General features: G+C 66.6%; 23 protein-coding genes. 18 read left to right on the top strand and 5 right to left on the bottom strand.

Features of this window, described 5'->3' with window-relative positions; genetic code table 11:
• The first annotated feature begins 32 nt into the window (after positions 1–32).
• A complete protein-coding gene (locus J5M86_RS10435) occupies positions 33–308 on the top strand; it encodes a F0F1 ATP synthase subunit epsilon (RefSeq protein WP_188060413.1) in 276 nt (91 codons plus the stop codon).
• Positions 309–317: 9 nt separating this feature from the next.
• A complete protein-coding gene (locus J5M86_RS10430; RefSeq protein WP_188060414.1) occupies positions 318–743 on the top strand; it encodes a DUF2550 family protein in 426 nt (141 codons plus the stop codon).
• A 15-nt stretch (positions 744–758) separates the two neighbouring features.
• On the opposite strand, the gene J5M86_RS10425 is transcribed toward J5M86_RS10430, so the two are convergent.
• Positions 759–1,370 carry a cob(I)yrinic acid a,c-diamide adenosyltransferase gene (locus J5M86_RS10425; RefSeq protein ID WP_188060415.1) on the bottom strand — a complete coding sequence of 204 codons (612 nt, stop codon included), beginning with the start codon at positions 1,368–1,370 and terminating at the stop codon, positions 759–761.
• A gap of 213 nt (positions 1,371–1,583) precedes the next feature.
• Between J5M86_RS10425 and J5M86_RS10420 the strand changes: the two genes are divergently transcribed.
• The gene (locus J5M86_RS10420; RefSeq protein WP_188060416.1) at positions 1,584–1,964 is read left to right on the top strand and encodes an STAS domain-containing protein; all 381 of its coding nucleotides are present in this window, start codon (positions 1,584–1,586) and stop codon (positions 1,962–1,964) included.
• A gap of 7 nt (positions 1,965–1,971) precedes the next feature.
• Here J5M86_RS10420 and J5M86_RS10415 read toward each other — a convergent pair whose 3' ends face one another.
• Both J5M86_RS10415 and nucS read right to left on the bottom strand, forming a co-directional pair.
• Positions 1,972–3,516, bottom strand: coding sequence for a gamma-glutamyltransferase (locus J5M86_RS10415; RefSeq protein ID WP_188060417.1), 1,545 nt, complete (start codon positions 3,514–3,516; stop codon positions 1,972–1,974).
• The gene (gene nucS / locus J5M86_RS10410) at positions 3,516–4,211 is read right to left on the bottom strand and encodes an endonuclease NucS (protein WP_188060418.1); all 696 of its coding nucleotides are present in this window, start codon (positions 4,209–4,211) and stop codon (positions 3,516–3,518) included. Before nucS ends, J5M86_RS10415 begins: the two co-directional genes overlap by 1 nt.
• Before the next feature lie 77 nt (positions 4,212–4,288).
• Here nucS and J5M86_RS10405 point away from each other — a divergent pair, with 77 nt between their 5' ends.
• Positions 4,289–5,977 (top strand): 3-hydroxyacyl-CoA dehydrogenase, encoded by a 1,689-nt coding sequence (locus J5M86_RS10405; RefSeq protein ID WP_188060419.1) that lies wholly within the window; start codon positions 4,289–4,291, stop codon positions 5,975–5,977.
• 343 nt (positions 5,978–6,320) lie between these two features.
• Here J5M86_RS10405 and J5M86_RS10400 read toward each other — a convergent pair whose 3' ends face one another.
• Both J5M86_RS10400 and mce read right to left on the bottom strand, forming a co-directional pair.
• Positions 6,321–6,503: a hypothetical protein gene (locus J5M86_RS10400; RefSeq protein WP_188060420.1), complete on the bottom strand. Its 183-nt coding sequence runs from the start codon at positions 6,501–6,503 to the stop codon at positions 6,321–6,323.
• 77 nt (positions 6,504–6,580) lie between these two features.
• Entirely contained in the window at positions 6,581–7,030 is a 450-nt protein-coding gene (mce, locus tag J5M86_RS10395) for a methylmalonyl-CoA epimerase (protein WP_188060421.1), read from the bottom strand.
• Positions 7,031–7,102: 72 nt separating this feature from the next.
• Between mce and J5M86_RS10390 the strand changes: the two genes are divergently transcribed.
• The 14 genes from J5M86_RS10390 to J5M86_RS10325 all read left to right on the top strand — a co-directional run bounded on the left by J5M86_RS10390 (position 7,103) and on the right by J5M86_RS10325 (position 20,225).
• On the top strand, positions 7,103–8,305 hold the full coding sequence (locus tag J5M86_RS10390; protein ID WP_188060422.1) for an acetyl-CoA C-acetyltransferase: 1,203 nt from the start codon (positions 7,103–7,105) through the stop codon (positions 8,303–8,305).
• Between the two features lie 86 nt (positions 8,306–8,391).
• Positions 8,392–9,078 carry a hypothetical protein gene (locus J5M86_RS15480; RefSeq protein WP_244328318.1) on the top strand — a complete coding sequence of 229 codons (687 nt, stop codon included), beginning with the start codon at positions 8,392–8,394 and terminating at the stop codon, positions 9,076–9,078.
• On the top strand, positions 9,075–9,950 hold the full coding sequence (locus J5M86_RS15780) for a thiamine-binding protein (protein WP_371811163.1): 876 nt from the start codon (positions 9,075–9,077) through the stop codon (positions 9,948–9,950). Before J5M86_RS15480 ends, J5M86_RS15780 begins: the two co-directional genes overlap by 4 nt.
• Positions 9,947–10,468 carry a GNAT family N-acetyltransferase gene (locus J5M86_RS10375; protein WP_188060424.1) on the top strand — a complete coding sequence of 174 codons (522 nt, stop codon included), beginning with the start codon at positions 9,947–9,949 and terminating at the stop codon, positions 10,466–10,468. Before J5M86_RS15780 ends, J5M86_RS10375 begins: the two co-directional genes overlap by 4 nt.
• 21 nt (positions 10,469–10,489) lie before the next feature.
• On the top strand, positions 10,490–11,809 hold the full coding sequence (locus J5M86_RS10370; RefSeq protein ID WP_188060425.1) for a cytochrome P450: 1,320 nt from the start codon (positions 10,490–10,492) through the stop codon (positions 11,807–11,809).
• Between the two features lie 45 nt (positions 11,810–11,854).
• Complete coding sequence (locus J5M86_RS10365; RefSeq protein ID WP_188060426.1) at positions 11,855–12,802, top strand: tetratricopeptide repeat protein; 948 nt, start codon at positions 11,855–11,857, stop codon at positions 12,800–12,802.
• Between the two features lies 1 nt (position 12,803).
• Entirely contained in the window at positions 12,804–13,814 is a 1,011-nt protein-coding gene (locus tag J5M86_RS10360) for an esterase family protein (protein WP_188060427.1), read from the top strand.
• Entirely contained in the window at positions 13,811–14,566 is a 756-nt protein-coding gene (locus J5M86_RS10355) for an esterase family protein (RefSeq protein WP_188060428.1), read from the top strand. The genes J5M86_RS10360 and J5M86_RS10355 overlap by 4 nt, the downstream gene beginning before the upstream one ends.
• 24 nt (positions 14,567–14,590) lie before the next feature.
• Positions 14,591–15,829 carry a RimK family alpha-L-glutamate ligase gene (locus J5M86_RS10350; RefSeq protein WP_188060429.1) on the top strand — a complete coding sequence of 413 codons (1,239 nt, stop codon included), beginning with the start codon at positions 14,591–14,593 and terminating at the stop codon, positions 15,827–15,829.
• The gene (locus J5M86_RS10345; protein ID WP_188060430.1) at positions 15,829–16,164 is read left to right on the top strand and encodes a hypothetical protein; all 336 of its coding nucleotides are present in this window, start codon (positions 15,829–15,831) and stop codon (positions 16,162–16,164) included. Before J5M86_RS10350 ends, J5M86_RS10345 begins: the two co-directional genes overlap by 1 nt.
• 104 nt (positions 16,165–16,268) lie before the next feature.
• Positions 16,269–17,906 carry a phosphoglucomutase (alpha-D-glucose-1,6-bisphosphate-dependent) gene (gene pgm, locus J5M86_RS10340; protein WP_188060431.1) on the top strand — a complete coding sequence of 546 codons (1,638 nt, stop codon included), beginning with the start codon at positions 16,269–16,271 and terminating at the stop codon, positions 17,904–17,906.
• Positions 17,907–17,974: 68 nt separating this feature from the next.
• The gene (locus J5M86_RS10335) at positions 17,975–18,535 is read left to right on the top strand and encodes an AAA family ATPase (protein WP_188060432.1); all 561 of its coding nucleotides are present in this window, start codon (positions 17,975–17,977) and stop codon (positions 18,533–18,535) included.
• An 83-nt stretch (positions 18,536–18,618) separates the two neighbouring features.
• Positions 18,619–19,119, top strand: a complete 501-nt coding sequence (locus J5M86_RS10330) for a SigE family RNA polymerase sigma factor (protein ID WP_188060433.1) — start codon at positions 18,619–18,621, stop codon at positions 19,117–19,119.
• Complete coding sequence (locus J5M86_RS10325; protein WP_188060434.1) at positions 19,116–20,225, top strand: hypothetical protein; 1,110 nt, start codon at positions 19,116–19,118, stop codon at positions 20,223–20,225. Before J5M86_RS10330 ends, J5M86_RS10325 begins: the two co-directional genes overlap by 4 nt.
• Positions 20,226–20,313 lie beyond the last annotated feature (88 nt).

The raw sequence follows: 20,313 nt of genomic DNA, 5'->3' as shown, positions 1-20,313 counted from the left end.
TCCCCGAAGCATCTGCCAGGAGAAGCATCCGCGTGAGCAACCTCAACGTCCACCTTGTCGCCGCTGACCGCAAGGTCTGGGAAGGCGAAGCCACGGCGCTGTACGCCAAGACCGTCGAGGGTGAGATCGGCATCCTGCCCGACCACACGCCGTTGCTGTCCGTGCTGGCCGACTCCGCCGAGGTGCGGATCGACCCGGTGAGCGGTTCGCGTCAGGTCGTGACCGTCGGTGGCGGCTTCATCTCCGTCGACCACAACACGGTGACGGTGGTCTCCGATTCGATCGATGCCTCCGGCCTGACTGCCTGAGCCACCACGTTGGGCGACGTCCTTCTCACTGCGGAAGTCGTCGTCGGCGTGCTCTGCACGCTGGTGGTGCTGCTGGTGGCGTGGGTCGTCCTTCGTCGCTGGCTCATCACCAAGCACCACCTCATGATCCTCATGGCTCGCCGCCGTGGGGATCTTTGGGTCATGGGGATGGCCCGCACGACACCGACCGCGATCGAGTGGTTTCCGGTGCTCGGGCTTCGGCTCACGCCGCGGATCGTCCTGCACCGCGACGCGGTGGAGGTGGGGCCACCGATTTCTGTCGATCGGCCCATGCACGCGCTGCCCGATCCCGTCGCAGTCGACTGCACCACCGAGGAGACCACGCTGCGTTTCATGGTGTCGCGCAACAGCTACACGCAGGTACGGTCGTGGTCCGAATCCTCGCCGCCGGGTCTCAACACCGGTCGATACTGAGGGTCTGGGTCGGGCTCAGCGTTCGCCGCCCGGCACCCACAGCACATCGCCGCCGGCGTCCAGGTTGGCGCACCGCGCGAGCACGAAGAGCAGGTCGCTGAGCCGGTTCAGGTAGGTAGCGGTCAGGATGTTCACCCCGCCGACTCCCTTCTGCGAGCCCGCCGGCGCTTCGTCGGTGCCGTACGTCTCGATCGCCACCCAGGCAGACCTTTCGGCACGCCGGGTGACCGTCCGGCTGACGTGCAGGAAGGCCGAGCCGGCGGTGCCGCCGGGAAGGATGAACGAGCGTAGGGGCTCAAGCAATTCGTTGTAGCGGTCGATGTCCGCCTCGAGTTGATCGATCCATTGCTGCTGCACGCGCAGCGGCGGATATTCGGGATCAGCGACCAGCGGCGTGCACAGGTCGGCGCCCACGTCGAACAGGTCGTTCTGCACGCGCGTCAGGGTTTCGCGCATCTCCTGGCTGAGCTCACCGGCTGCGATGGCGACGCCGATGCTGCTGTTGGCCTCGTCGGTGTCGGCGAAGGCTGCCAGCCGGGCATCGGTCTTCGCGGTACGACTGAAATCGCCCAGGGCTGTCGTGCCCTCGTCGCCGGTGCGGGTGTAGATGCGGCTGAGAATGACCATGGGTCCGATCGTGCCATGTCTCATCATGTGAACTGCGGCTGCTGTACGCATCGGCGTCGAAGTGGCTGTGCCACAACGACTTCCGGACTATTTCGGCCGCGCACCCGCAGGGGTGCCCGTGATTCAACTGTGACCTGCACCTGACTCGCCCTTGACCATTCGGCTGGCTGAATGAGTGCACACCCGCCCGCACTTGGAATATTGGGGGTTCCAATGTCGGATTTCGTCACTCGGTCGACGCGGCCGTACCGCCGCAAGACGGTGCCCGGTTTTGCCGTGATCGAAGTTTCTCGCGGTCATGAATTGGCCATCAGCGGCGAGTTGAATGTCAATACGATTTCCCAGGCGCGAGAAGCGCTGGCCGCAGCCATTCGCAATGGTGACGGGGAGCTCCGCCTGCAGATGGCTGACGCCGAGGTGGCCGATGCAGCGGGCCTGGGAGTCCTCGTGGCTGCCCATGAACGAGCGAAGACTGCCGGCCGGTGCATCGTCTTCCGTGACGTCTCACAGCGGCTCGACCGGGTGATCCGCGCGACGAAGCTGAGCCGGGTCCTGATCTGGACGCCGGCTGAGGCAGAAGCCTGCGCCGTCTAGCTCGCGGTCATCCGATGGCGGTCGCTGAGGCGCGTCGGGGATCGGCAGCTGCTTGCAGGTCGCCGTCCGCCTTGCGCTTGGCCGCGCCCACGCCGCCGAAGTACATCGCATGGCGTGAGTGCGCCACCAGCGGCAGCCCGGTCGCCGAGGCAGCCTGCTCGATCGCGGCGTCCGGTTCGGCCTCGATTCGCTGATCCCCGGTCGCGAAATCGACACTGACGTGCACGCGAGGGGCATTGATCGCGTCCTGCAGGGCAGCATCGCGCAGGCAGTGCGCAGCCAGCACCTGCATCAGCGCGGTGGTGATGCGATCGGCGCCCGGGCTGCCGACGGCCAGCACGGCGCCGTCGTCGCTACGACCAGTGGTGGGGGCCATGTTGGACGCGAGCCGGGTGCCGGGCGGCACGGCGTGCAGCCCGCGGCGGTTGAGTTCGGGCTCGCCCAGGCAGTTGTTGAGCACGAGGCCGGTGCCCGGCACCGTGACGCCGGAGGAATATCCGGCCGAAGAGGTGAGTGCGCACGCATTGCCCTGGCTGTCGACAGCGCTCACGTGGGCGGTGTCCTGCGAACTCGGCAACGACGTGAGCTCGTTCTCGGCGAGCGCTTCCAGCAGTTCGGCGCCGGCACTTTCGAGGTCGGCGGCGGCGTCCAGCGCTGCGGCGCGGTAACTCAGGACCATGCGCTGCACCGCGATGATCTGCGCGGCGTCGTCGCCGCGTCTCTGCAGCAGGCGCAACATCGTGGCGAGCACCGGCCCGCCGATCGACGGCGGGGGATTGGTGGCGAGGCGCCAGGAACCGACCCGGTCGACGGTGGCGGGTCGCACCGTTGCCTGGTAACTCTGCAGGTCCTCGCGGGTGATCAGGCCGCCTTCGCCGATCACGTGCTGGGCGACCCGACGCCCGAGATCGCCTCGGTAGAAGAGGTCGAAACCTTCATCGGCGAGTGCCTGAAATGAGTCGGCCAGATCGGGCGCGGTGATGACCTGCCCGACCCGAGCGGGGCGGTCGTCGACGAAATGGGCTGCTCGGGTCTGGGGATCGAAGCCGTAGAGGGAGTCGCCGACGATCTCCAGGTAGCTCGCGGCTGCTGCGCCGAGACGGAACCCGCGCCGGGCGATGTCGATCGCGGGAGCCGTGATGTCGGCCCAGGACGCGCGCCCGTACCGGCGGTGGGCTTCCTCGAACGCCTTGAACGCGCCAGGTGTGGCAGCCGAACCGGCGCCCGCGTAGATGGTGATGCCACCGCCGTAGGCAAGATCGACCTTGCGCAGACCGCCACCGAAGCGATCAGTGGGCAGGCCGCGTCCGGGCATTTCGCAGTTGCCGTCGACCACGACAGGTTCACCCGCGTCGGGCCAGATGTTGACGAAGGCGCTGCCGAGCGCGGAGACGATGCCCGGTTCGCTGACGTAGGTGGCCAGCATCGCTGCAATCGCGGCATCGGTTGCCGTGCCGCCGAGGTGGATCAGGTCGAGACCGGCCTGCGCGGCCAGGGCGTTCGGCGCTGCGACCGCCCCTCCTGCACCCCGAAAAAGCTCGTCCTCCGCCATCAGAAGAGCCGCGATTCGGCGTTGTCAATGCCCTTCAACGCGTCGTAATCCAAAGTGACACAACGTATTCCACGGTCCTCGGCGAGGGTGCGTGCCTGCGGCTTGATGAGTTGCGCGGCGAACACGCCCTGCACTGGTGCCAGCACTGGATCGCGGTTGAGCAGTTCGAGGTAACGGGTGAGCTGCTCGACCCCGTCGATGTCACCGCGCCGTTTGATCTCCACCGCAACGGTCGTGCCGCTGGCGTCCCGACAGACGATGTCGACGGGCCCGATCGCCGTCATGTACTCACGCCGGATGAGGCTGTAACCATCGCCCAGGGTGTGGATGTGCTCGGCCAGCAGCGCCTGCAACTGGGCCTCCACGCCGTCCTTGATGAGCCCTGGATCGATGCCCAGGTCGTGCGAGCTGTCGTGTTCGATCTCGTAGAGCCGCACCCGCAGGTGGTCCTCGCTCTTGGCGTGCTGCACGAACCACACCTTCTGCACACCTTCAGCACGCTCGTCCTCATCGGGCTCGAGTTCGGTGAGCGTGCACGGGGGAGTCATCCAGTTGAGCGGCTTGTAGGAACCGCCGTCGCTGTGCACGAGGACGGATCCGTCGTTCTTCACCATGAGCAGGCGGGTGGCCATGGGCAGATGGGCAGTCAACCGTCCGCCGTAGTCGACGCTGCATCGGGCAATCACGAGTCGCACCCGGGCAGCCTAATCGGGTGCGGCGATGTGGTGAACCGCCGTGCATGCGGTGGACACCTGCCTGGGAGACTGGCCCCATGACGCGTGAGATCAAGTCGGTCGGTGTGATCGGGCTCGGCACCATGGGTGCGGGCATCGTGGAAGTTTTCGTCAAGGCGGGACGCTCGGTCGTCGCGGTCGACGGTTCGGCTGAACTCGCCGAACGCGGACGCGGCTTCCTGACCGCCTCACTCGACCGTCAGGTCAAGCGGGGCAAGCTGGACGAGGCGCAGCGGGAGGAGATCCTGTCGCGGGCCAGCTTCGGTCACGAACTCGCAGCAATGGCCGACGTCGACCTGGTGATCGAGGCCGTGCCCGAGCGCCTGGAGATCAAGACCAAGATCTTCGGCGAACTCGACGGCATCGTCCGGCCCGACTGTGTGCTCGCCACCAACACCTCGAGCCTGTCTGTCACGGCGATCGCCGCCGCGACCAAGCACCCCGAGCGGGTGATCGGTATGCACTTCTTCAACCCGGCGCCCGTGCTCGCGCTGGTCGAAGTGATCACCACCCTGATGGCTGACACCGAGCTGGTCGGGGCGGTGCGCGCGCTGGCCGTCGATCTCGGTAAGAAGCCCGTCGTCGTCGGCGATCGTGCAGGCTTTGTCGCCAACGCGCTCCTCATCACCTACCTCGCCCGCGCGATCCGCACCTACGAGACCGGCCACGTCTCCCGCGAAGACCTCGACGACGCGGCACGGTTGGGCATCGGCCTTCCGATGGGGCCGCTCACGCTGTCCGATCTGATCGGACTCGACGTCGTCAAGGAAGTCTGCGACGTGCTCTACAACGCCACCAAGGAGCCGTCGGCCGCGCCGCCAGCGTTGCTGGAGCAGATGGTCGCTGCGGGCCGCCTCGGTCGCAAGACCGGTCACGGCTTCTACCAGTACGAGAAGGCCGGTTCCGGCACGGTCGTCGACGCGCCAGAGGCGAAGACTGCAGGCTCGCGGGCGGAGCACGTCGCGCTCATCGGTGACGGCCCGGTGGCGGAGGAATTGCACCGCCTTTTCGCCGCGGGTGGTCTGGAGGTCGAGGTGTTCGGGCCCGAGTCCAACGCCGAGCCCGCATCTGCCGACCTCGCGTTCGTGGCAGTCGAGCGCTCTGCATGCGACAACTGCGAGTCGGGCGTGTGTGGCTTCGATGTCGATGAAGACAGCGCTGACGACGACGAGGAGTCGGGTTGCGATGCGGACGACACCGTATGGGTCGACGACCTCGTCCAAGCTTTGCCGAAGACCTGCATCGTGGCCTCGCTCGATGAGTTCTCGGAGTTCGCCGCCGGGCAGGCGCTCGCGGACGACAACCCGCAGGTGGCGATTCGCCTGCACGCTGCCACGAAGGCAGGGCAGATCGTCGAGGTCGCTCGCGAACTCGGCACCGACCAGGACGCGCTCGACACGGTTGTTGCGACGTTGGAAGCAGCCGGCGTGCGCACCATCGCGGCTCGCTATCGCGCTGGCCTGGTGGTTGATGCCCTGCTGCTGCCCCACTTGAACGACGCGGTGAAGATGCTCGACTCGGGCTACGCCACGGTCGCCGACATCGACACCGCGATGACCGCCGGCTGCGGATATCCGCAGGGCCCGTTCGCCTACATCGACCAGCTCGGCGCCTTCGAGGTGTCCAGCGGCCTGCTGGAGATGTACGACGAGACAGCCGAGCCGGCCCTGCATCCTTCGCCGCTCCTGGACGAGTACATGGGGATCGGCGCACAGTTCACCAGCTGAGGTGCCCCGACGTAACCGCCGCTCAGGCGAGGAGCAGCCGCGAGACCTCTCGCGGCTGCTCGACGTCGGCGTACGGGTCGAGTCGTACGCGGGCCAGCGGTGGAACGTCCGCTCAGTGCGAGGCAATGACGCCGGACGAAGTTATGTCTGCCCGGGCTGCCAACACAGCATCAGCAGTGCGCAGCCACATGTTGTCGCCTGGCCCGCCGAGGGGCTGGGTGATCTGTCCGACCGACGGCACTGGCACACGCCGTGTTGGTCGGCGCGCGATCGGCGTCCGCCGCGGGGGAGTTGGCGGTGACGGGGCGCGTTGCGCTGAGCCGATGAGCTCGGCGCTGACGCCTCAGTTCTGGATCTCGCGCTTGTGGTCGTCCTTGCCGAAGACACCGACCGCGATCCAGGCAAGCGCCACCACGACGCCGCCGACCGGGGCGAGGACATCGCGCTGACCTTCCAGCACGCCGACCCCGACGCCGTAGAGCATGGTGATGGCAAGCGCGATGAAAGCAAGAATCTTTCGGTCCATGGGCTCTACTGTGCCTGATCGGGGCGTTCGAACTGCCGTTCGGTGCCGCTCGATGCACGTGCTGCGATCAAACAGGCTCAGTGCTCGCCGCCAGCGGGCTCGACCAGTTCGACCAGCACACCACCGGCGTCCTTGGGGTGGATGAAGTTGATGCGGGAGCCTGCGGTGCCGCGGCGGGGCTGGTCGTAGAGCAGGCGAAGACCCTTGGCGCGCAACGCAGTTGACACCTCGTCCACCGACTTCACCCGGTAGGCCAGCTGCTGGATGCCAGGGCCGGAGCGTTCGAGGAACTTCCCGATGCTCGATTCGGGGCTGAGCGGCGCGAGCAACTGGATGTGCGCGTGCGGCGCCTCGGGGTCACCCACCGTCATCATCGCCTCGCGTACGCCCTGCTCCTCGTTCGTCTCCTCGTGCGCCACCGTCATGCCGTAGGTGTCGGTGTAGAAGGCGATCGCGACGTCGAGATCGGGCACGGCGATGCCCACGTGGTCGATGGCCTCGAACAGGTGCGAAGGGAGGGTGCTCATGCCCTCACACTAAAGTGCAGACGGGCCCAACATGCCCGAAACCAAATCCACCGACGCCGTTGGAGTGAGCAGATGACTGACGATGCCCGTACCCCCGTTCTCGTTGCCGGTGCCCGCACCCCGATGGGTCGACTGCTCGGTTCGTTGAAGGACTTCTCGGCCTCCGACCTCGGTGGCTTCGCGATCAAGGGTGCGCTGGAGAAGGCCGGCCTCACCGGCGACCAGGTGCAGTACGTGATCATGGGCCAGGTGCTCACTGCGGGCGCCGGGCAGATGCCGGCTCGCCAGGCTGCGGTCAAGGGCGGCATCCCGATGACGGTGCCCGCGCTCACCATCAACAAGGTCTGCCTGTCGGGCATCGACGCCATCGCGCTCGCTGCCCAACTGATCCGCGCCGGTGAGTTCGACACCGTTGTCGCCGGCGGCCAGGAGTCGATGAGTCAGGCGCCCCACCTGCTGGCCAAGAGCCGTGAGGGCTTCAAGTACGGCGATGTCAGCATGCGCGACCACATGGCCTACGACGGTCTGTGGGACGTCCTGACCGACCAGGCGATGGGCAACCTCACCGAGTCGGCCAACGCCGGCGACCAGGAGTTCACCCGGCAGGAGCAGGACGCCTTCTCCGCACGCAGCCACCAGCTGGCCGCCAAGGCGTGGAAGGACGGACTCTTCGACGAGGAGGTCGTCACCGTCTCGATCCCGCAGCGCAAGGGCGACCCGATCGAGTTCAAGAACGACGAGGGCATCCGCGCCGACACCAGCCAGGAATCGCTGGGCAAGCTGCGCCCGGCGTTCAGCAAGGACGGCACGATCACCGCCGGTTCGGCGTCCCAGATCTCCGACGGTGCCTGCGCGGTCGTGGTGATGAGCAAGGCGAAGGCGCAGGAGCTCGGGCTGACGTGGCTGGCCGAGATCGGTGCGCACGGCGTCGTCGCCGGCCCCGACTCCTCGCTCCAGGCGCAGCCGGCCAATGCCATCGCCGTGGCCTGCGAGAAGGAGGGCATTGCGCCCGCCGATGTCGACCTCGTCGAGATCAACGAGGCCTTCGCCGCGGTCGGCCTGGCCTCCACCAAGCAGCTCGGCCTCGACGCCGACAAGGTCAACGTCAACGGCGGCGCCATCGCGATGGGCCACCCCATCGGCATGTCCGGCGCTCGCATCTACCTGCACCTCGCCCTCGAACTCGCGCGTCGCGGCGGCGGCACCGGCGTCGCAGCGCTGTGTGGTGGTGGCGGTCAGGGCGATGCTCTCATCGTGCGCGTGCCGAAGCCCTGAATCAGGCCGCAGCACAAGAATGCTCGCCGCCCCGCCGTTCATCATTCGGTGGGGCGGCGAGCATCGCTGACTCCTAGGGAGATCGCATGTCACTGAAGCCGCTGATCCTGATCATCAGCAAGGAGCAGCCTGAACTCCTGGAGTCGGAGTTCGCGCGATACGCGCGCGACTACGAGGTGGTCGTGGTGCCTTCACTGGCGGATGGGCTACGACAGTCGCAACGCACCTTGGCCCACCGCGGCGAACTGGCCATGGTTGCCTCGCAGGTGCAGCTGGACGACACCCCAGGGCTGGTCGCGCTCGACTGTATCCACGCGCTCTACCCGACGGTCAAACGGGTGCTGCTGCTGGGCTGGGGAGAATTCCGAACCACCCGGACGATGGTGCGTGAGGCGCTCGCGGCGGGTCGCCTGGACACCCCTCTGGTGATTCCTCGGGGCGTGCGCGACGAGGAATTCCACACGGCCGTCACCGAGTTGCTGTCCGACTGGGGCTGGACTGCGTCCGGTCCGGTCATCGCCGCCGTCGAGATCGTGGCGCCGGCAGGGGTTGCCGCAGTAGGCCGGCTGCGTGATTACCTCGACCGGCAGGGCATCCCGGCGCGCGTCTCGATCCCACAGAGCGAGGTCGGTCAGCAGCTGGTCGAACAGCTGCGCCAGAGCGGGTACGACGGTGAGATCGACTACCCGTTGGTGAGTTCCAACTTCTCCGGTCTGTTGCAGAACCCCTCGCTCGAGCTGCGGTGCACCTGGCGAAGTTCGCCCGCGCCGTGACGATCGTCGTGCGCCGTGCGGATCTGACGTCCACGATGTCCGACTACTTGATCCGTGAGATCGAGGCGAACCCCAGGATCAAGGTCGCCGGCCATGCCGAGGTGATCGACGCCGGCGGTTCGGGCCGGCTGGAGTGGGTGCGGGTGCGCCGCAACGACATCGGTGAGGAAATCACCAAGGAAGCCTGCGGACTCTTCCTGCTCATCGGCGCGCATCCCTGCGCTGATTGGCTGCCCGACGCCGTGGCCAAGGACTCCGCGGGCTACGTGCTCACCGGGCGCGACGTGCCGATGGAGAACTGGGTGGACGGTTGCCCGCCTGCTCCGCTGGAGACCACCGTGCCCGGCATCTATTCGGCCGGTGACATCCGGTCGGGATCGATGAAGCGTGTGGCCTCGGCCAGTGGGAAGGCGCTGCTGCCGTGCCGCTGGTGCATGCGTACCTGGCCGCGATCGCCGAGCAGAGCACGACGGACGAGCCGCCCGCGAGCTGATCCAGGTCTCCTGATTGGAGGTTCCTCGGCGCGCCCTCGTGCGCTTGCTCGGAGGTCGTACAGTCGCAGCATGCTCTTCGCCTTCTCCGTCGCACCGTCCACCACCGACGATCCTGACGGCTCGGTCAGCGAGGCCGTCGCCGAAGCCCTGCGTGTCGTTCAGTCCTCCGGCCTGCCCTACGAACTCGGGTCGATGTTCACCACGATCGAGGGGGAGTGGGACGAGTGCATGGAGGTCATCAAGCAGGCGACCGAGGCAGTCGGGCGGTACAGCCCGCGCGTGGGGCTGGTGGTCAAGGCTGACATCCGCCCGGGACACACCGGGCAGATCACCGCGAAGGTGGCTCGGGTGCAGGAGCGCTTGGCGCAATCCGAATGAGCCTGCCGGACTACGAAATCCGCCGACCGACGCTCGATGACGCGGATGACTTGGGACACGCCCATGTGCAGATCTGGCGTGAGGCCTACGACGGCTTGATGGATCCAGCTGCTCTGGCGGCTCTTGATCCCCGCAAACGTGCTGACCGTTGGCGCACGATCATCGCGGGCACCCCACCGGAACGCCGCACGTTCATCGCCCGACACCTGCCCACCGGCGCAGTGGCGGGATTCGTCACGGTCGACGTCGCGCGTGACGACGACGCACCGACGGTGATGGAACTCTGGGCGATCAATCTCCTTGCGGCACATCACGGCACGGGTCTTGCTCAGGCACTGCTCGACGAAGCGCTCGGGGCGCAGGACGCCTATCTCTGGGTCGTCGACGGCAACGACCGGGCGCAGGCCTTCTACCGGCGTAACGGCTTCGTCGACGACGGCGGCCGCAAACGCGATGACGACCTCGGAGTGAACGAGGTCCGGATGACGCGTTCGACGAGGAAGCCACTACAGCGGTAGTTATCGGCCTACGCTCTTGTCATGAGGCCAGATCCGAAACGGGCAGTGCGATGGGGACTGGAGCACGCGCTCCCACGTCAGTTGGTGCGGGTGGCTGCCCGACGTGGCGATCTGCAGGCACAGCTGTTCTTCGCCGCTGAGGAGCACGACACCGCCGAACTCGCAGGGGAGTTCGACCGTGTTCGGCAGGCCGGCTCCCTGGCCGCAACTCGAATGGGTTTCATCACCGTCGACCACGCGGTGGTCCGCGAAGTGCTCTCCAGCAATGACATGCGCACCGGCTTCCCGTTGGCCGAGGACAGCAAGGTCACCAAGGCGCTGCGATGGGCGAAGTTCGGGTACATCCATCCGCTGCGGCCGCCGTCGTTGCTGGCCACCGAGCCGCCTGATCACACCCGTTACCGCAAGCTCGTGACGAGGGTTTTCACTGCGCGGGCAGTGGAGGCGTTGAGGCCGCAGGTGCAGAGCATTGCCGAAGGCCTGCTGGACGATTTGGCCGAGGAGTCGGTGGTCGACCTGGCATCCGGCTACTGCGCCAAGCTCCCGGTGATCGTCATCTCGCAGATCCTCGGGGTGCCCGAGGACGAACACGACTACGTGCTCGAACTCGGTGCCGGAGCAGCGCCGAGTCTGGATTTCGGACTGTCGTGGAAGGCTGCCGGCGACGTCGAGCGCTCGCTGCAGCGCTTCGATTCCTGGCTCGACCAGCACATCGAGCGGCTGCGTCGTGAGCCGGGTGACAACCTGATGAGCCAGCTCATCGCTGCGCGTGATGAAGAGGGCGGGCTCGATGAGATCGAGCTGAAGTCGATCGCCGGTCTTGTGTTGGCGGCCGGGTTCGAGACCACCGTCAACCTCATGAGCAACGCCATTGCGCTGTTCGCTGACAACCCCGGACAACTGGCGCTCCTGCGCGATGACCCCTCGCTGTGGGGCAACGCGGTGGACGAGGCGCTGCGCATCGATCCGCCGGTGCTGCTCACCGCACGGTCGGCCGTCCGCAACACCCGCATCGCCGGCAAGCTCGTGTCCGAGCAGCACATGGTCACCACCGTGCTCGCGGGCGCCAATCGTGATCCCGAGGTGTTTCCCGACCCGCATCGATTCGACGTCGCGCGCGACAACGCCCGTGAGCATCTCTCCTTCTCCGGCGGCCGCCACTTCTGCCTGGGCGCAGCCCTGGCCCGGATGGAGGCGGAGATCGGTCTGCGCACGCTGTACGAGAGGTATCCGCACCTCGAGGTGCTGCCAGGGCGCACCCGGCGAACCACTCGGGTGCTGCGCGGATTCGAGCATCTCCCGGCCAGGTTGGGCACGTCCGCGTCGATCGCGGTCAGCTGACGGCCACGCGCGCCCGGCCAGTGTCGATCAGTCAGAATGGACGGTATGTCTAACACTCCGCTGAACGCTGCCGCCCTGCGCGGTGCCGTCGATCTGTCGTCGCTGGCCAAACCGGCGCGTCCGACCGCTCCGCCGGCCGGAATGCCCACCGCCGCGGACGGGCAGTCCTATGTCGTCGAGGTCGACGACCGTACTTTCGGCGATGCTGCCCAGCAGTCGATGCAGGTGCCGGTGATCCTCGCTCTCTGGTCGTCCTCCCAGCCGCAGAGCCGCGAGCACGTCGACGCCCTCGCAACCATGGTCAATTCCTACGGCGGACGCATGCTGCTCGCTGTCGCCGACATCACCCACGCACTGCAGTTGCGCCAGGCGCTGCAGGTGCAGCAGGTGCCGATGGTGTTGGCGATCATCGGTGGTCAGCCGTTGCCTCTGTATGTCGGGGAGCAGCCGCAGGACCAGGTGCGAGGTGTGCTCGACCAGGTGCTGCAGGCTGCCCAGCAGAACGGCATCACCGGCCGGGTCGAGGGTGCTGCGGCACCGGCGGCCTCCGAGACCGAAGCAGACCAGCCGGACGAAGCGTTCGACGAGAATCACGAGAAGGCCTTTGCCGCCATCGAGGCCGGCGACTACGACGCCGCCATCACCGCCTACCAGGCTGCGCTGCAAGCCAATCCCGACGACGAGGACGCACGTCTGGGCATGGGCCAGGTGACGCTGCTGAAGCGCACCGAAGGCATCGACCTCAACACCGCGCGCGCCGAGGCGGCTGCCTCGCCCACCGATGTCGCCAAGCAAACGATCGTGGCCGATCTCGACGTCCTCGGCGGTCACATCGAGGACGCCTTCACGCGGCTGATCGATCTGGTGAAGGCCACCGCGGGCGATGACCGCAACCAGGCGCGTGAGCACCTGATCGGCCTCTTCGACGTCGTCGGGTCCCACGACCCCCGGGTGAAGAAGGCACGCACCGCGTTGATGTCGGCGCTCTACTGACGTGCCCACCCTTCGGCTGGACGACCCGGCTGGCGAATGGTCCGGGGTCCGACTGGACGCCGGACCGTTCAGCGCGGTTTGTCGTCGCCGTGCCGGAGGATGGGAGCGCCAGATCGACGACCGGCAGATCTGGCGGCTGGAGTACCGCTTCGAGGTGACGGCCGCCGGCAGGAAACGCACGGTCTACCTGCCGGACCCGTTGGCGCAGAACCAGATCGATTCGCCCTTCGGGACGCGATCGGTGTGGCAGCGCGCCGACTACGCTCCGCCGTCGTGGCTCGACCAACCCGCCCTGCCCGGAGACTGCGAGACGTTGCGTCTGCCGTCCGCGTTGTCGGCTCCGCTCACGGTGCGACTGTGGTCGCCGGACGGCCTGCGCCCCGGTGACGACGCACCGTTGCTGTGGGCGCATGACGGCAGCGACTACCGCGACAGGGCCCGGCTCGGCCACTGGGCGGGTGTGCGCATCGGCGACGGCAGCCTGCCGCCTTTCCGTATCGCCTATGCCGATGCGCCCCGCCGCATGCAGTGGTACTCCGGCTCCGATCGGTACCTGCGCTCGGTGAGCCGAGGTCTGACCGCGCTCACCGAGACCTACCCGACCACGCCAGGCATCGCGGTCATCGGCGCGAGCCTGGGCGGACTGACCTCCATGCTCGTGGCCCAGCGCGACAAGCGCGTCGCAGCTGTCTTCGCCCAGTCAGGCAGCTTCTTCACCGGTCAGCCCTTCGACAAGGACAACCAGCCGTGGCGTTGGTTCACCCGCGTGAGCGGTCTGGTGAGTGGTCTCGCACAGCGGCCGCCGAGGCAGTGTCCGGTCGTTGGAATGACCTGCGGCCTGGCCGAAGGCAACTTCGACAACAACCAGGCGATGGCAACAACGCTGGGTGATCTCGGCCTCGACGTGCGTTTCCTCGGGCATCCAGACCTGCACAACTGGACCAACTGGCGCGACAGTCTCGAACCAATCCTGCCGAACCTGCTGCGCGAGGCATGGAGTGCGGTTGGATGACTCCTGTGTCAGGTGAACGCGTACAACTGCAGGTGCCGGGGACAGGCGAGTCGCTCGGTGTGATCCGGCACGGCCACTTCGGCCGTCCCGTGCTGGTCTTCCCGAGTGAAGCCGGACGAGCCGAAGACTTCGCGAACAACGGCATGGTCGCCGCCGTACAGGACCTCGTCGATGCCGGTCGGGTCAGCTTCTTCTGCGTCGACTCCCTCGACGGCTGGACCTGGTCGGCCAACGAACAACCGACCGAGGAGAGAGCGCGCCGCCATCAGCTCTACAACCGCTGGCTCGAGGAGGCGGTGCTGCCGTACATCGAGCACGAGCTCGGTGGTCGACTGCCGATCATCACCACGGGTGTGTCGATGGGGGCGTACCACGCGGTGCATTTCGCGCTCACGCACGCACACCTGGTCTCGCTCGGCATCGGGATGTCCGGCAACTACGACGTCACCACTTGGCACGGCTGGGGCGAGCAGGGCGAGGCCACCTATTTCGCCAACCCCATGCATTACGTAGCGGGCATGGACGGCGACCACCTGCACTGGATCCAGCAGGCCGCGTCCGTGCTGCTCGTCGTCGGCGAGGGCCCCTTCGAATGGGAGCCGACGCGATCGCTGCCTTCCACCCGCCAGTTCGCAGCAGTGTTGGAACGCAAGGGTATTCCGCACGAGCTGGACGTCTGGGGTCACGACAGTGCCCACGACTGGCCCTGGTGGCAAAAGCAATTGGCCCATCATCTGCCGCGGTTCTGCTGAACCGGAAACCAAGGAGGAGACACCATGCCCGAACACCTCATCGGTCTGCTGCTCGGAGCGGAAGAAGACTGGCCGCAGGCCTTCGAGGAGTTGGTGCGCCGCGTCGGGCCGGTCACCGCACCCGACGGCACCACACACGAGATCCGTTCGGAGCGCCTCACCATCGAGCCGTTCAACCTGCGCGACAAGCCGCGTACCGATCTGGTGATCGACCGGTTGGCGCACTGGTACTACCACCCACGCGAGTGGCTGAAGAAGATCGCGCTGATGGACGACGTCTACCTGATGAACTCACCCTTCACCTTCCAGGCGATGGAGAAGCACGCCGCGTACTGTGCGCTCATGCGGCTGGGCATGAACGTGCCCGAGACGGTCCTGGTGCCCTACAAGAACCCGATCGACAACGTGCGCTGGGCCTACACCTCCAGCAAGTACAACCGGTCGTTCGACCTGCCCTCTGTCGCAGCCGAACTCGGCTACCCGATGTTCATGAAGCCCTTCGACGGTGGCGCCTGGCGTGGTGTGTCGATGATCCGCGACGAGCGTGATCTGAGCTCGGCCTACGACGACTCGGGCGAGATGCTCATGCACCTGCAGAAGGCAGTGGACGGCTACGAGGTCTTCGCCCGTGCGCTCACCATCGGCCCGGAGACGATGGTGATGAAGTTCCGCCCGGACGAGCCGATGCACAATCGGTACGAGGTGGCCTACGACTTCCTCACCCCCGACGTCGGGGCCGAGACCCGCACGATCGCCCAGACGGTGAACGCCTTCTTCCGGTGGGAGTTCAACAGCTGCGAGATGTTGGTCAAGGACGGTGTCGTCTACCCGATCGACTACGCCAACGCCTGCCCGGACGTCGCGATCACCTCCCTGCACTACTACTTCCCGTGGGCGATCAAGTCGCTGCTGAAGTGGTCGATCTTCTGCATGGTCACCGGCCGCAAGGCCAGCACGATGGTCGACACCGCCCCGTGGTTCGAGGTCGGCGACTCCGACCACGCCTACGAGCACAAGCTGGGGGAATACCAGAAGCTGGCCGACGCCCACTTCGAGACCGAGAAGTATCGCGAGTTCGTCGACAAGAGTTTGGGTCATGTCGACGAAATGGTGCTCGACTGGGTGCTTTCCGACGACTTCGACCGGTTGCTCGTCGAAACGGTGCGCTCCACCTACCCGGCGCACGAACACGACAAGTTCCTCGGTCACTTCCGCGGACTCACCGGGCTCTGGGCCAAGGACGAGGGCAAGATCCTCGGCTGATGGGCAAGCCCACTCCAGCCGGTCTCGAGATGCTCGATGCACTCGCAGAGGGGCTGTCGGACAACGGGATTGCCTTCGAGCGGTCGCAGATGTTCGGCAGCCCGGGCCTGCGGCTCCCGGGCAAGGGCAAGTTCTTCCTGACGCTGGTCGACGGTGATGAACTGATCTTCAAGCTGGAGGGCGCAGCGCACGCTGACGCACTCGGGCTTGAGGGTGCTCACTTGTTCGAGCCGATGGCGGGGCGTCCGATGAAGCAGTGGGTGCAGGTGCCGCCGGCGCATCGGGGTCGTTATCTGGAGTTCGCGACCGCGGCCGCAGTGGCTCTGGGTGGTTGAGGGGCGCCGACTGCTTGTGACGCGCCGTGGATGTGCAGGCCCTCGGCGTCCACGGAGCGAGCAGTTGTGCTGCGCCAGGACGATTGCGCTGGTTGACTGGTGGCATGAGCCACGAACGCGCCGGTCAGGTCGCCCAGCCCTCGGATCTGGTCGACATCGCCCACCTGGTCACGGCCTACTACGCCGTCGAACCCGACCCGGAGAACCTCGACCAACAGGTTGCGTTCGGCACCTCGGGCCATCGCGGCTCGTCGCTGAAGGCGGCGTTCAACGAGGCACACATCCTGGCGACCACCCAGGCGATCGTTGACTACCGCCGCGAGCAGGGTTTCGACGGTCCGTTGTTCATCGGCCGTGACACCCACGCCCTGTCGGAACCGGCGTGGGTGTCGGCCTTGGAGGTGCTCGTCGCCGGCGGCGTCGAGGTGCTGGTCGACGACCGGGACGGCTACACCCCCACACCCGCCGTCTCACACGCGATCCTTCGCGCCAACAGGGGTCGCACGACCGGCTCGGGCCTGGCTGACGGCATCGTGGTGACCCCGTCACACAACCCTCCGGCAGACGGTGGTTTCAAGTACAACCCGCCGCACGGCGGGCCGGCAGACAGTGATGCCACCAAGGTGATCGCGGCGGCCGCCAACGACTACCTGCGCGCTGGGCTGCGCGGCGTCGAACGCGTGCCTTTCGCTCGGGCCCGGGCGACGGTCGGCGAGTACGACTTCCTCGGCAACTACGTGGATGACCTGCCGAATGTCGTTGACCTGCAGCGCATCAAGGACGCAGGTGTGCGAATCGGAGCCGATCCGCTGGGCGGTGCATCGGTCGCCTATTGGGGCGAGATCGCAGATCGCCACGGCCTCGACCTGACCGTCGTCAACCCGCTGGTCGATCCCACCTGGCGATTCATGACGCTCGACTGGGACGGCAAGATCAGGATGGACTGCTCCTCGCCGTATGCCATGGCATCACTGATCGCCCAGCGCGAGAGGTACGACATCGCCACGGGCAACGACGCCGACGCCGATCGCCACGGCATCGTCACTCCCGATGCCGGTCTGATGAACCCCAACCACTACCTCGCGGTCGCGATCCAATACCTCTACGGCGGTGCGCGTCCGGGCTGGAAGAGCGATCGAGTGGGCAAGACGCTGGTCTCCTCCTCGATGATCGACCGTGTCGTGGAGTCGATCGGTGCAACCCTGTGGGAGGTGCCGGTCGGGTTCAAGTGGTTCGTACCAGGCCTGCTCGACGGTTCGGTCGGGTTCGGTGGCGAGGAGTCAGCCGGCGCATCCTTCCTGCGCACCGACGGCACCGTCTGGACCACCGACAAGGACGGCATCCTGCTGGCGCTGCTCGCCTCGGAGATCCTGGCCGCGACAGGTAAGTCGCCCAGCAGCCACTACGCCGACCTCACGGCGAAGTTCGGCTCGCCCGCCTACGAGCGAATCGACGCTGCGGCCAATCGTGAGCAGAAGGCGAAGTTGGGCGCGTTGTCACCTGATGACGTACCGGCCGATTCCGTTGCTGGCGAACCGATCACGGCCAAGCTGACCTCTGCACCGGGTAACGACGCAGCGGTCGGCGGGCTCAAGGTGACCACCGGTTCGGCATGGTTCGCCGCGCGTCCCTCAGGCACTGAGGACGTCTACAAGATCTATGCCGAGTCGTTCCAAGGGCCGGAGCATCTGGCGCAGGTGCAGGCCGAAGCGAAGCAGATCGTCGACTCCGCCCTCTCCTGACGGGGTACCGCCTCACCGCAGCGGGGGCGGGCCGTTGTCGCCCGCCCCTTGCCGGTTAGGTTGCTGGCGTGACTGAACTCCTCGACGAGACCGGCCGATTGTTCGTCATCACCGGCATCGGTGGCGCAGGCAAGACAACCATCGGGCGCGAGCTGGCTGGCGCGCTACCTCGGGCGGTCTTCATCGACGGCGACACCATCGCAGGGGTCGTGGTCAGTGGAGCGGTGCCGATGACCGAGCCGCCGAAGCTCGCGGCCATCGAACAGTTGCTCCTTCGTTTCGCGGGTGCGTTGACGCTCGCCGATGTGTATCGCAACGCGGGCTTCGACGTCGTGATCGCCGACACTGTCATCGGCTGCTACCTCGATGACTTCCTCGAGCTTGCCGACCCGGAACCGGTGCACCTCGTGGTCCTGCATCCGAGCGTCGAGGTGATCACCGAGCGAGACGCGGCCCGCCGCCACAAGACCGACCACGACGGCGCGACCCTGGACGGGCAGTGGCTCGCGCTCGAGCACGAGACCGAGCGTCTCGGCCTCTGGATCGACAGCAGCCACCACTCGGTGGCCAAGACGGTTACGCACATCCTGCGCAACCTCGACGAGGCCCTCATCGTCCCCGCCGGATGAGCGCAGTCGAGAATGATGTGTCCCGGCGCTCAACCTTTGCGGCAGGTTTGCCGTTATAGGTCCATGACGAGCGGAAAGCCGGAATGAAACCGGCGCACGAAGTGGAGTTCACGCAGTTCGTGAACGCCTCCTCACCGCGGCTCACGCATCTCGCGTGGCTGTTGTGCGGCGATGAGCATCGCGCACACGATCTCGTCCAGGAAGCGCTCGAACGCGTCTGCATGCGCTGGTCGCGGCTGCGCACGGAACAGCCCCATGCCTACGCGCGACGGATCGTCGTCAACCTGCATACGGACGAGTGGCGGCGCCGACGCCGTGAGTTGGTGACACTCGACGGATCTCTGCCGGAGCGCTGCGAGGCGGCGAGTCCATCCGACGACAGGCTGCTGCTCACCCGCCTGCTGCAGTCGTTGCCTCAGCGCGAGCGACAGGTCGTGGTGCTCCGGCACTACGTCGACCTGTCCGAGCGCGAGGTCGCTGACCTGCTCGGCGTGAGCATCGGAACGGTCAAGAGTTCGGCGTCACGGGGCTTGGCCACGTTGCGAGCCGAACTGGCCCTACAGCAGAAGGAGATGACCCGATGAGCACCGATTTCGACACCCTCCTGCGTGAAACCGAATCCTCGGTGCCGCAGATCGATGCAGCAGCCGTGATCGAGCGGGCCGACCAGCGCAGACGTCATCGTCACTTTGCCATCGGTGCGGGAGTCGCGGCCGCCTTGCTCGTGGCGTCGGGCATCGGGTGGAGCGTTTCCCGGATCCGCCCCGAACCGATTGCCGGTTCGCCTGGTCCGGTCACCACAGATTGTGTTGCGAGCCAACGGCGTTCGTTGCCACCAGGGGAGTTGGTGAAGTCTCAGCGTGCGCCCAGTGCCGACTCCGCACCGATCGGGCAGCAGGAGGTGCACGCCCCAGGTGGCGGGTTGATGGTCGTCCGTGTCACGCAGCGTCCGGATGGGACGATGCGGATGGAGCGGTCGACCGACGTCCGCACCAGCGGTATGTCCTATGTCGCGAAGGCCGACCGGAAGTTCGTAGATCTTGATGTGGTCGGTGGAGGACCCTGCGGCCTGACGGTGTTCGCCGACGGTGACCGGCGTTATCTTGCGGCCCCAGTGAGTCCGGACGCTTCGACCGTGCGGATGAGCGGTGGGTGGATGTCCGGCGGGCCGTTGCTCCTTGCCGACGGCACGTTGATCGGTCTTGCGGAAAGCGCTCCGGAGGGCATGGCGCCGCCGGTGACGGTCAACTGGGTGACTGCCGACGGTGGCGTGGTCAACAACGAAGGTGACGACATCAAGACTCTGAGGCAGGGCGAACACGTTGTTTCAGTCAATGTCACAAAGAATCGATACACGCTCGGCGATGCCGAGTGGCCGATCGACAACGACTGGCCGACGTTACCGATGCGGACTCCTTACCAGGAGACGGACGGACGGTCGGCGCGGACGACGTTCATCGTCCCGGCGGGCGCTCGGGACGTCACCTATCGGGTCTTCTCCGACGGCGCGAAGCCGATCGGTGGCGGGCCGGACGAACCAGCGAGTGCAACCCCGATCCCCGGCACGAAGTACTCCGCCATTTTGATCAAGCTGAGCGACCGGGCCGACACCGGACGTTCCTTGGCACGGATCGACTGGACCGATGCCTCAGGCAAGCGGCAGAAGTGGGTGTCTTCGGCCAAGCCCTGAGGCCGTCCCCATCGGCTGACGCCGCAAACGCGGCCTCTCTAGCAGCAAACGCGGCCCCTGTTCGCAGCTGCGGTAGCTACAACTACCG

This window comes from Yimella sp. cx-51 (assembly GCF_017654605.1).
Taxonomy (GTDB): domain Bacteria; phylum Actinomycetota; class Actinomycetes; order Actinomycetales; family Dermatophilaceae; genus Yimella.
The sequence above is the reverse complement of the archived record's forward strand: the minus strand, read 5'-3'. Positions and strand labels throughout refer to the sequence as shown.